Here is an 11772-nt window from a genome sequence, read left to right as displayed (position 1 = left end):
TCGTCGGTGTCGCGTGATGCGGGGGAGTTGTTCGCGGAGGCGGAGGCGGTCTATCTCAGGATGCAGGCGGAGATGGACAAGCTGGCGCGGCAGGGCGGGGCCGAGGAGCTGCCTCCCGAACTGGCGCGGCATGTGACGGGGAAGCTGGCGGAGATGCTCCGGGAGCTGTACAGGTACTGGTACCGGTCGGGCGAGGTGTTGGTCGGGGAGCCGGCGCATCTGGTGTGGATCCGGCCGCATGAGGAGACCGTCGACGGCAGTCTGGTCGCGATCGCGGTGTGCACGGACGGGACGGGGTCGGGGGCACGGAGCCGGGACGGCACGGTCAAACACGGGTCGGCGGGGATCAACTATGTCTTCTTCAAGGACGTCGACGGCGCCCTGAAGGGGTTCACGTCGAAGAACGATTGGGTCGAGTCATGCTGAGGCTCAGGATCCCGGTAGCACTAGCCGCGGCTGTTCTACTTGCCGTGATGCTCCCTGCTGTGGCGCAGGCGGATCCAACGGATGAGTGGGGCGACGGAGGGCTGATGGCCGATGTGGATCGGACGTCGTCGGGGGTGCGGGTGACGGCGCGGGTGGAGTCGGGGAGTGGCGGGGACGCCAGTGGCGGTGGTGGGTCGTCGCAGCGGGGTGGGTCGTCGGGTCGGTCGGAGCAGATGGGCGGGAGGTCGTCGGGGTGTGGGACGCCGGGTGCGGTGATGTGTCTGGTGGAGTCTCCGGTGTCTGGTGGGTCGGTGGCGGCGGTGGTGACCGAGGTTGTGGCGGGGGTGGAGTTGCCGGTTCCGGTTGTGCGGTTCGGGCCGGATCCGGGGGCGAATGAGTGGGGGATGATTCCGGTGGGGTATCGGATCTGGTTGTGGACGGAGGGCCGGTCGGTGGTGTCGTCGCGGGTGGCCCGGTCGGGGGTGTCGGTGTCGTTGCGGGCGGTGCCGGGGGTGACGTCGTTCGCGATGGGGGACGGGTCGACGGTGTCGTGTGGTGTGCAGCGGGTGTGGAGTCGGTCGGTGGCGGCGGTGGGGGATACGCCGTGTGGGTATGCGTATGAGGTGGCGTCGCCGGTGGGGCGTCCGTATGTGGTGACGGCGGTGACGTCGTGGGCGGTGGAGTGGTCGGCGGCCGGGGAGTCGGGGGTGGTGATGGTGACGCGGTCGGCGCGGGCCACGATCGTGATCGGCGAACTGCAGGCGATCGTCGAACAGTACCGATGACGGTGCGGCCTACGGGCTGATGGTGGCGCGGACAACGATCGCGGAGTGGCGTGCCCCGAATCCGGACGACATGGCCCGAGGCCGCCCCGGACGGTCGATCGAGTCGGTCACGCCTCAGGTGAGCCCATGGGGCGGGCCGGCGTGAGGATTCCGAGGGTCACAAGGACGAGGCCGAGTTGCAGCAGCCCGACCGCGAAATACAGGTGTTGCAGGAAGGCGCCGCCGCCCACGACCGAGACCTCTCCGTAGATCCAGACGACCATCGCGGCACCGGCGACGGCGTGCGCGAGCACCGACCAGCGGTTGTGCCGCAGTTCGAGGACGGCAGCAACCGCCTGGGTACCGCCGACAACCCCGCCCAGCAGGAAGGCCGCCAGCCCGTACTGGCCCGCGAAGGCGGTCCCGGCGAGCAGATCCGTGCCGAACATCGCCGGACCGCCCGCGGCCAGGCCCCAGGCGCCGACCAGGCATCCGAGGACGTTCACGATCGCGATGACCAGCAGCACCACCTTCGTCGGCGGACGGCCCGTACGCCTTCGCGCCGTCAGCTCCCGTGCCCGTCCACTGTCCATCGCCCTGCTCCTCACCTGAGTCCCTGCGCTCATCCTGTCCGGAGGCCACCGTCCGATGAGACGGTGAGAGGAGTCTTCGGGGGACAGGCGGGGTCTGCCCCCATCGCGGCCGGAGGAGACGCCCGGGTCGGGACGAGCCGCCGATGTCGGGGCCGTCGGCGGGGTCCTGCCGCCGTCGGCTGATCGCGGCCCGAAGCCCGCCGCGAACAGGGTCATGGCTACGTGGAGCGACACCGTGACGACGTAGGCCCGCGTGCTCGAGGCCCGAAATGACGCGGCCGGTTTTCTCCCGGCAGGGCGGGTCCAGGCCGTCCGTTGTTCGCCATCCTGCAGGGACAGGATTCGAAAACGCGCAAAACTACCGCACCCAGTCATGACTGTCGCGTCGCGAAAACACCTATCCGCTCAATGGGACGATGCGTCGTACGTCGCTGGCAACGAGCGTGTCGACGCTTGTGGAATCACGTTTTGGGGCCGGCTTCATGCGAGATTCCGCGCGGCCTCTGCCGGCATCGCGCCGATGTTTGCGCAGGTGAGCAGCGAACACATCGGCTGGCCGAGGCCACCGCATCCACAGGTACTCGTGTCCACTGTTAGCTTTCGGCCATGAAGCGCGAAACTCACGTCCACACGCATGGCCCTCGCGAAGGACGAGCGGGCGGGCCCCTCAGGCTGATCGGGTGCGCCGCCGCGCTCGTCGTGGCGATGGCGGGCTGCGCGCAGACGTCGTCGTCGCCCAGCGTCCCGACCACCCCGGCGACGACGGTCGCGACCTCCGCCGGGGCCACTCCCACGACGGGGGGATCGACCGAGGATCAGGGCACCGGGGTGTGGATCGATCTCCCGGCCGGCGCCGCGGTCGATCAGACGGGCGGTGGCTACACCGACGACGGGCTGCGCTGGTTCGAGGGCTCCGCGTACGACGACGCTGTCGTCGTGGGGATCTTCCAGGCGTCGACGAAGACGACGAACTCCGACGCCGACGTCGAACAACAGGTGACCGAGGCCCTGACGGACGTCCAATCGGCGAGTTGGCACATCGCGAGCGACAGCGCGGCGAGCGCGACCTACTCCTACCCGGCGCGCTCGTTCGAGTTCTACGCCGGCTCGGGCAGCGAGGTGCGCTCCGTCGTCGGCCTGTACTTCGAGACGGACACCGGCGGGATCGCGATCATGGCCGGATTCGCCGACGACGCCACAGAGGAGCAGAAGACCACCGTCACCGACGACTGGTTCCAGAACCTGTCCTTCGTGGACGCCTGAGTCCGGGATTCTCCACACGGCTCACGCGCGGGTGAAATAGGCCGGATTGTCGGCGAAAGGGCGTGGCCTGCCCTCCTCGTCGGTGGCGACGTAGCGGAACATGCCCTCGGCGACGAGTTCGCGCTCGGCCTCGTAGGCACAGACCAGGCCGCGTGCCCACACCTCGAGGTGGATGTCCATGGACGTCCGGCCGACCTTGAGCAGGTGGGCATGGACGCAGATCGTGTCGCCGACCGCCACAGGCTGATGGAACACGACGTCGTCGACCGACACGGTGACCGCCCTGCCCTGGGAGACTTCCGAGGCCATGAGACCTGCCGCGATGTCCATCTGCGAGAGCAGCCAACCGCCGAAGATGTCCCCGCGCGGGTTCGCGTCGCGCGGCATCGCCAGGGTTCGCAGAACCTGCACGCCCTGGGGCTCGCGTTTGGTCTCCAGCGTCTCTTCCATCCAGACCTCTCCCGTTCGGTGTCGTCCGATGGTACGCCGGAGGACGGCGGGCCCGGCGACGCGTTCTCCCCGGTCCGGGAATCCGACTGCGCTCCCGAGGTTCGCGATGCCCGATGTCTCGGCTTTCCTGGAACTATTGGTTCGGCCACTGCGGCGGGTCGCCGGAGGTAAAGTCATCGAAGAAGCGGTGAACGCATGGGCGCGTTCCGGCAAGCCGTTTCCCTGGGGTATCGCATGGCAATCACGCGGCATTCGATGGCCTTCGCCGAGCGGGAGCGGGAAGACCCCGTGCCGGGCTGCCCCGGCGTGGGTCCGGCCGGCCCGCCCCGAGTTGCGTGATCCCTGATCCCGGGTCGCTTCGTCCGAGACGGAGGAAACCTGATGAAGCCACACCACGCCGTCCTCTTCCAACCGACGACGATCGGTTCGATCCACGTCAAGAACCGCTACGCCATGGCCCCCATGGGGCCTCTTGGGCTGGCCACCGCCGAAGGCGGCTGGAACCAGCGTGGCATCGAGTACTACACGACACGGGCCAGGGGCGGAATCGGGCTGATCATCACCGGCGTCTGCCAGGTGACCAACCCGGCCGACAACGTCCCGACGGGCATGCTGCCCAACCCGGTCCAGTCACCGGGCAACTTCATCCGGACGTCCCGCGAGCTCACCGAGCGTGTCCACGCGTTCGACGCCAAGATCGTCCTGCAGGTCGGCGCCGGATTCGGCCGCGTCATCGTGCCGAGCGTCCTGCGGCCGGGGGACCGCCCGGCGTCGGCATCGGAGATCCCCTACAAGTGGGATCCGTCCCTCACCTGCCGCGAGCTCACTCACGCGGAGATCCGTGCGGTCGTCGACAACTTCCGCGTCGCCGGCGCCGTCGCCAAGAAGGCCGGGTTCGACGGCATCCAGGTGCACGCCGTGCACGAGGGGTATCTCCTGGACCAGTTCGCGATCGAGTTCTTCAACCGCCGCACCGACGAGTACGGCGGCAGCCTGGAGAACCGGCTGCGCTTCACCCGCGAATGCGTCGAGGCCATCCACCAGTCCGCGGGCGACGACTATCCCGTCCAGCTCCGCTTCTCGCCCAAGTCCATGATCAAGGACTGGAACGAGGGCGCCATGCCGGGCGAGGACTTCGTCGAGCGCGGCCGGGACATCGATGAGGGCATCGCCGCGGCCCGGCTGTTGCACAGCTACGGGTACGAGGCTCTCGACGTGGACGTCGGCTCGTACGACTCCTGGTACTGGAGCCATCCGCCGATGTACCAGGCCAAGGGGCTCTACGTCCCGTACGCGCGTCAGGTGAAGGACGCCGTCCCCGAGGTCCCGCTCATCGTCGCGGGACGCCTGGACGACCCCGACCTCGCCGCGTCGATCGTGGGCGACGGCACGGCCGATCTCGTGAGCCTCGGACGTCCCGCCCTTGCCGATCCCGAGATCGTCAACAAGATCGCGGCCGGCCGGACGGAGCTCATCCGTCCCTGCATCTCGTGCCAGGAGGGGTGCATCGGCCGGATCGCGGCCTACACGTCACTGCGCTGTGCGGTGAACCCGCAGGCGTGCCGCGAGGCCGACATCGTCCTCCACCCGGCATCGTCGCGCCGCCGCAAGAAGGTGATGATCATCGGGGCCGGACTCGCGGGGCTGGAAGCCGCCCGGGTGCTCGCCGAGCGCGACCACGAACCGGTCGTGTACGAGAGGTCGGATCATGTCGGCGGCGTCGTCGTCGCCGGGGGGCAGCCGTCCTTCAAGGAGGACGACCTCGCCCTGCTGGCGTACTACGACGCCACCCTGCGGGAACTCGGCGTCGAGGTCCATCTCAACACCGAGGTGACGCCCGAGATGGTGGCGGACACCGATGCCGATCACATTCTCGTGTGCACCGGCTCGACCCCGCATTCCCTCGCCCTGGGTGCGGGCGTGCCGGTCGTCGAGGCCGTCGACGCCCTCATGGACCCTGCCGCGCTCGGGCAGCGGGTCGCCATCGTCGGCGGCGGGCTCACCGGCTGCGAGTTGGGCATCTCGCTGCGCGACAAGGGCCGCGATGTCACCGTCATCGAGGCGATGCCCGACATCCTGCAGGTGTCCGGCCCGCTCTGCCATGCCAACCACGAGATGCTCCACACGCTGGTCCCGTACCGCGGCATCGATGTGATCCGCAACGGTCACGCGGTCCGCGTCACCGACGAGGGACTGCTGGTGGAGGCCGGCGGGCAGCAGCGGCTCGTCGCCTGCGACACGGTCGTGACCGCCATCGGCTACCGGCCCGACCAGGAGCTGTGGAAGGCGCTCGCCGACTCCCCGAAACCGCGCCACCTGTTGGGGGACGCGCGGCGTACCGCCAACATCCTCTACGCCGTCTGGGACGCCTTCGAGGTCGCCTATCAGCTCTGAGGGCGCGGCGGCGAGGATCCAGGGGGCACCGCAGGCGGACGACGGGGTCGGCGTGCGGTGCCCTCGCCTTGCCCGGCGCGTCCCGCCTCCGCGCGATGGACGTCCGACCCTGCGCCCGGTCGGCGGTAACGGTCCGTGTCCGGCCCGGAGGGTACCGGTCGTCGTCCCCGATCCCTCCGCAGGCCGGGAGCGAACGGGGCACGCGGCACCGCGGACGCAGCGGTGGAGGAGCGGGCGCCGATGTCCGCGCGCGATGCCCGGCGGAGCATGGGGACATGACCATCGTCACCGTTCTCACCGCTCTCGTCCTCGTCGCGGGCATGGTGCTCGTGCTGCTCATGGCGATCGGCCCGACAGCGCTCGACCTCGTGGAGGATGCGGCCGAATCCCGTCGGGGGCACGGCCGGCCGAACCCGCCTCGGGCCGTCGAGCCGCGTCCTCGGGCGGCTACGCTCCACGCATGATCACGCTGCACAGGGGTGACATCACGACCGATGCCGCCGCCGATGCGATCGTGAACGCCGCCAACACCTCGCTGTTGGGCGGGGGTGGGGTCGACGGCGCCATCCACCGGGCCGCCGGTCCGGAGCTGCTGGCCGAGTGCCGCACGCTGCACGGGTGCGCAACGGGGGACGCCAAGGTCACCGGCGGCTACCGGCTGCCCGCCGCGCACGTCATCCACACCGTCGGTCCGGTGTACCGCGACGGCCGTCACGGGGAGCCGGAACTGCTCGCCTCCTGCTATCGCCGCAGCATCGAGGTCGCGGCGGAGAACGGCTGTGCGCACGTCGCCTTCCCGGCCGTGTCCGCCGGTGTCTACGGATACCCGCTGGCCGAGGCCGCCCGCATCGCCGTCACCACCGTCCAGCGGGCGCTGGGTGATCATCCCGAGGTCGTCGAGGCCCGCTTCTGGCTGTTCGGCGACGCCGCGTACGCCGCCTTCGACCGGGCGCTCGGCGCGACGACGGCCTGACACCCAGGCCGGAGGCCTGTCCTTCGCCTTCTTCTCACTCTGGCAGGTTGCCGGATCTTCTTTCGTTCGCTGCGTTGTCGGTTCTGTAGCTGGGGCCTGGTCGCTGTCGGCCAACGAGTCGAACTGCAACGGGCGGCCATCGCTTGTCGGGTGGTGGAGCCTGACGACTGGTGCCACCGGTGCGGGGTCGTCCACGGGGTCTGCCGTGAGGACTTCGTCGGTGGTCTCAGGGGGCGGAGGGATCCTCCGCCAGGGAGGCGGCGATCACGACGTTCTGCCGGGCCCTCCCCTGGGGCCGCTGCAGGCAGGTGAGAAGCACCAAGCGCCCGGGGTCGTCGTTCCAGAGATCCTCCTGGTCGGGAAGATCGGACTTGGGGACGGCGCGCCAGGAGTCCACCCGGTAATGGAGGTTGCCGATGTAGATGTCGTCACCGGGCTCCACTGTCGCCCGGGCATCGTCCACGTCGATCAGGAAGTTGCCCGGCGCCTTGCCTCCGTGGATGGAGTGGGTGGCGACGTAGATCGTGCCCTCGGCGGCGTCGGCCAGGCTGGCGCCCCGGTTGCGAATCAGGTAGGCCGAGGTGAAGCCGGGCGGTCGGATCTGCCCGTCGACCTCGTTCATCTCGCCGAGCGGCACATCCATACCGACGGCGGGGACGACGACTCGCATGCCGACGTCGTCGACCGCGTCGATCTGTTCGAGATCTGCGGCTGTCGGCTGATCGTCAAGCACGACGGTGTTGCCGTCGAGGTCGCGCGCACCATCCGGCGGCTGCAGCGAGTTGTACAGGCCGAAGCCGCCGGCTCCGACCAGAAGCAGGCACAGTGTGAGCAGGAGGGCGCGTACGCCGGGTCGCTGTGTCATCGCCCGCCTTTCGTCAAGCTCACGCGTGCCGCCTACCGTAGGCGGATCGTGCACGGGCTACGTGGCGCTCCGGGTCGCTCACCGCCTGTCAGGCTGTGACCTACGGAGTGTCGGACGCGGCTCTTCGGCTTGCGGGGCAGGTGTTACGTAGCCGGATCGGCTCCCCGGGCGCCGCACGACCGTGGCGCGCCTCGACTCCCTCGGCCCTCTCCTGTGTCGCGGCCCCCGGCACCTTCTCGCAGCCTGTCGGTCTACGTGAAGGTGCGCACGCCCTGCGTAACGGTGCGCACGCCCTACGTAAAGGTGCGCAGGCAGATGGCGCCTGAGCGGGGCATGCCTACGTAGGAGCCGGGGAGGGGATGGATGCTTTCGGTTCTGAGCGGTTTGTGCTGGCAAGGGCAATCGCCGGATCGGTAACCGGTCGAGGCCCAACGAGATGGCAGGAGTGGAATGACCGTTCATCGTGGTGGCTGGCAGACCGGTCAGCGACGGCAAGGCGTGCTGATGAGGCGGTGTGCCGCGCTGGGCGCCGCGCTCTCGCTGGTGTTCGCGATGCTGGGCGTGGTCACGCCGAGGACCGCCGCCGCAGCGCCGGGGCCGAACCCCTATGTCACGGTCTCGGTCACGAAGGCCTACGACGGCACCGGCTTTGGCAACGGCACGGCCACCTTCGTCAACACCGCCAACGGTTTCAGCCCGGGCGACGACAATGACCACGACGGCGTGGTCTCCAGCAACGACACGGTGGGCTACACCGTGACCTTCGCCATCCAGGCGGGTCTGAAGCGCACCGTGGTGCTCGACTTCCAGGCCACGGAGTTCCTGCAGTTCGGCGACCTCGACCTGGCGGCCTTCTGCGCCTCGGGCCCCGGTGTGACGGCGCGGGTGCAGAACGGCACCTGCGTGCTCGACATCGCGCAGGGCGCGCAGGGCGCGTTCTCGCAGCGGGCGGTGTTCACCGCTCTCGACACCGGTGGGGTGGCCGAGCCGAACCAGTCGGTCACGGTGTCCGTGGGGGTGCAGGGCAAGAGCGCGTACACCTCGGCGACCAGCCCGGCGGTGACCGTGGTGTCAGCCCCCGCGGCCGACCTGATGCTGCTGCCGCAGGGGTCGAAGCCGGGCCAGTGCAAGAGCAACGTCGTCGACTACGGCACGACCTCGGGCAGCTTCACACTGGCGGTCTACCCGCTGGGCCGGGAAGGCTACTCCCCGGTCAAGGGTGCCTCGACGGCGGGTGAGTGGCAGGCCGTGGTGGACGTGTCGGCGTTCCCGGCGAACACGGTGTGGACCTTCGGTGGCAAGACCGTCACCGCCTCGAGCGGCAAGCTGACGCTCACCGGCACCGGCACCGGCACTCTGGGCTACTCGCTGCCGAGTGGCTGGGCGGCTCAGGAGGAGGGCTCCACCCGGCAGTACGGCATCAGCATGGTGGTGGCCTCCGACTCGTTCGCCGCCCCGGGCGGTCTGCTGAACAACGGCACAGGCTGGCAGCCGGGCGACGGCCAGGGCCAGGGCGAGACCACCAAGGACGCCAGCCTGGGCTCCCTGGCGGGCTGCCCCTTCCCCAACGACGACTACTCGGCGGTCGAGGTGAACCGGCCGCTGCCGACGCAGGGCGTGATCTTCACCAAGCAGGTCACCGTGCCGCGCACCTCGGGCGAGGGCCTGTTCGAGCCGGGCAACATGGCCTGGGACGAGGCCGCCTCCACGGGCCACTCGTACAGCGACAACCCGGCGAAGCTGGCCCAGGGCAGCCAGTTCACGCAGGTGCTTCAGGTGAACACCGCCGAAATCGAGACCCCGCAGCGGATCGCTGTGGCCGACGTGTGGGATCCCTCCCTGCAGAGGGTCGACCCGTCGCTGCCGATCACCGTGACCGACCCGGACGGCAACCCGGTCAGCCCGGCCGGCTACACCCAGCAGTGGTCGTCCAGTGTCACCGACGCCTCGGCGTCGGCGGCCTCGAACGCGGGCTGGGTGACCGGCGCGAACCCGCCGGCGAACGCCCGCGCGGTGCGGGTGGTGTTCGCCGAGGGCGCGCTGCCGGTGGCCGACGCCGACGGCGCGGGCTGGTACTCGCTGACCGTCCCGGCGCTGGTGAAGACCGGCCTGGTCCAGGGCACCGACGGCCCGGTCGCCCGTGACCTGCTGCACGGCCGGCTCGGCACCGGCGAGGACGGCAGCGTCGAGGGTGCCGTGCAGATCGTGTGGCCCACCGATCCGCAGGCCGCGATCAGCCACGTGGTGACCAACGTGCAGGATCCGGACGGCAAGGATCGCCCGGGCTTCGACGCCGGCGACCCGACGGCGGTGGCCGGCGACACCGTGACCTTCAAGGTGACCCCACAGGTGGTGAACCCGCCGGCCCCCTCCCAGGGCTTCACCCCGCAGGTGCGGGTGGTGCTGGACCGGTGCGTCTCGGGGCCGGTGAACCTGAGCGGCCAGTGGACGATGACGGTGGAGCCGGGCACGCCGAGCGTGCCGGGCGGGCCGCTGTGCGGAGACCCGGACGCCACCCCGACCGTGCTGGTGTTCACCCCGAAGAAGTCGCCCGTGATGGCCGACGTCTTCAATGACACGACCCAGACCGCGACCCTGCCGGAGATCACCTACTCGGTGCACGGCTCCCGGGGTTCGACCGGGGTGCGCGAGGACAACGCCATCCTGACCGTGACGGGGGTGGGTCTGAACGCGGTGGTCGACGAGAACGGCGACCCGGCCCCCGTGGCGGACGAGGCCTCCTACAGGGAGACCTCCTCCAACGCCGTCGGCGCGGTGGTGTCCTCCGATCCCGGGCGGCAGGACGTGGACGAGAAGCTGAGCTGGGTGGTGGAGACCGCGGCCACCCTCGGCGAACCGCCCGCCTCGTCGATGGTGATCGCCCTGCCGCGCAACAACGACGGCGACGCCTACTGGTCGACCGTGCAGAACCCTGACCTGTACCCCGACGCGCACGGTTCGTCGTTCGGCGGCACCTACCAGGTCTCGTCGATCTCCCTCGACAAGGAGGACTCCACCGCGGGCGTGACGCTGTGGTACACGACCTGCGCCAACCCGCCGGTCGCCGACCCGCTCTCCGACTCCTGCCCGTGGTACCCGGTGGACCAGGCCGGCCAGAACGGCAACCCGCCGCTGGCGGGCGCGACCGGCGTGCGGATCGACCAGCCCAACGGCTACGCCGCCGCCACCGTCCACATCGACGTGCAGCCCTCGGGCAACGCCCCCGACGACGTCTACGTGCTGTGGCCCTCGGCGATCGTGGAGAACACCCCGGGCGGGCAGCCGGTCAACGGCAACACCCCCGCCTGGCCGGCCCAGGTCGAGATCGTCGCCGGCACCATCTCGGGCACCGTCTGGTGGGACGAGAACGACGACAGCATCCTCACCGCGGGCGAGCCGGGCATCAACGGGGTCACGGTCGGGCTGTTCGCGGTCGCCGAGGACGGCACCGTGGCCGCCACCCCGGTCGCGACCTGCGTCACCGGCGACACCTGCGGCGGCAACACCCCCGGCTTCTACGAGTTCACCGACCTGCACTCCGGCAACTACGTGACCCGCATCGTCACCCCGGGAGCCGAACTGGCGAACTACGCCACCCACTACAACCCCTCGCAGGCGGTCGAGGAAACCTACTCCTACCGCGACCGCACCTTCGCGCTGGCGGGCCTGACCTCGACCCAGCTCGGCCTGCCGGTCGGCGGGGCGGTGACCCAGGTGGACTACGGCTTCTTCAAGCCGAACCCGCTGGCCGACGTCGACAAGCGCGTCCAGGGCGTCTCCTGCACCGCGACCACCTGCGAGGTGCAGTACGTGGTCACCATCACCAACCACGGCAACACCCCGATCACCGACGGCACCTTCACCGACACCCTGTCCGACAGCGTCTACAACGTGACGGCGCAGGCCGGCAACTTTCCCGCCCCGGTGGTCCAGGTTGTCAACCGGTTCACTTACAACGGCGGGTATGCGTCGACGGCGGACGGCAAGGTCTACGCCTGGGGATACGGCTACTCCGCGTTGGGCGATGGGACGACGTCGACCGCG

The 11772-nt window shown here is 69.9% G+C and carries 10 protein-coding genes and 1 pseudogene; 8 read left to right on the top strand and 3 right to left on the bottom strand.

Annotation, left to right across the window (positions count from 1 at the left end):
* Positions 1-426, top strand: a 426-nt coding sequence (locus G555_RS0116455; RefSeq protein WP_028709699.1) for a hypothetical protein, incomplete at its 5' end; no start/stop codon positions are given.
* Positions 427-830: 404 nt separating this feature from the next.
* Positions 831-1211 carry a hypothetical protein gene (locus tag G555_RS22465; RefSeq protein ID WP_211223301.1) on the top strand — a complete coding sequence of 127 codons (381 nt, stop codon included), beginning with the start codon at positions 831-833 and terminating at the stop codon, positions 1209-1211.
* Positions 1212-1318: 107 nt separating this feature from the next.
* Here the strand turns inward: G555_RS22465 and G555_RS0116445 are convergent, their stop codons facing one another.
* On the bottom strand, positions 1319-1783 hold the full coding sequence (locus tag G555_RS0116445; RefSeq protein WP_156887634.1) for a hypothetical protein: 465 nt from the start codon (positions 1781-1783) through the stop codon (positions 1319-1321).
* Positions 1784-2389: 606 nt separating this feature from the next.
* Here G555_RS0116445 and G555_RS0116440 point away from each other — a divergent pair.
* Entirely contained in the window at positions 2390-3046 is a 657-nt protein-coding gene (locus G555_RS0116440; protein WP_028709696.1) for a hypothetical protein, read from the top strand.
* A gap of 21 nt (positions 3047-3067) precedes the next feature.
* On the opposite strand, the gene G555_RS0116435 is transcribed toward G555_RS0116440, so the two are convergent.
* Positions 3068-3496, bottom strand: a complete 429-nt coding sequence (locus tag G555_RS0116435) for an acyl-CoA thioesterase (RefSeq protein ID WP_028709695.1) — start codon at positions 3494-3496, stop codon at positions 3068-3070.
* Between the two features lie 381 nt (positions 3497-3877).
* On the opposite strand from G555_RS0116435, the gene G555_RS0116430 reads away from it, so the two are divergent.
* The 4 genes and pseudogenes from G555_RS0116430 to G555_RS23450 all read left to right on the top strand — a co-directional run.
* Complete coding sequence (locus tag G555_RS0116430; protein WP_028709694.1) at positions 3878-5890, top strand: oxidoreductase; 2013 nt, start codon at positions 3878-3880, stop codon at positions 5888-5890.
* 275 nt (positions 5891-6165) lie between these two features.
* A complete protein-coding gene (locus tag G555_RS0116425; RefSeq protein WP_028709693.1) occupies positions 6166-6354 on the top strand; it encodes a hypothetical protein in 189 nt (62 codons plus the stop codon).
* Positions 6351-6863 carry an O-acetyl-ADP-ribose deacetylase gene (locus tag G555_RS0116420; protein WP_028709692.1) on the top strand — a complete coding sequence of 171 codons (513 nt, stop codon included), beginning with the start codon at positions 6351-6353 and terminating at the stop codon, positions 6861-6863. Before G555_RS0116425 ends, G555_RS0116420 begins: the two co-directional genes overlap by 4 nt.
* Positions 6864-6902: 39 nt before the next feature.
* Positions 6903-7082: pseudogene (locus tag G555_RS23450) on the top strand (hypothetical protein); the annotation flags it as partial.
* Between the two features lie 7 nt (positions 7083-7089).
* Here the strand turns inward: G555_RS23450 and G555_RS20790 are convergent.
* Positions 7090-7728 carry a class F sortase gene (locus G555_RS20790; protein ID WP_051209514.1) on the bottom strand — a complete coding sequence of 213 codons (639 nt, stop codon included), beginning with the start codon at positions 7726-7728 and terminating at the stop codon, positions 7090-7092.
* Between the two features lie 450 nt (positions 7729-8178).
* Here G555_RS20790 and G555_RS0116410 point away from each other — a divergent pair.
* The coding region (locus G555_RS0116410; RefSeq protein WP_028709691.1) for an SdrD B-like domain-containing protein at positions 8179-11772 on the top strand (3594 nt) is incomplete at its 3' end.

It is taken from the genome of Propionicicella superfundia DSM 22317 (assembly GCF_000423465.1).
In the GTDB taxonomy this organism is placed as follows: domain Bacteria; phylum Actinomycetota; class Actinomycetes; order Propionibacteriales; family Propionibacteriaceae; genus Propionicicella; species Propionicicella superfundia.
Note: the sequence above shows the minus strand (reverse complement) of the source record. Positions and strands in the feature narration are given on the sequence as shown.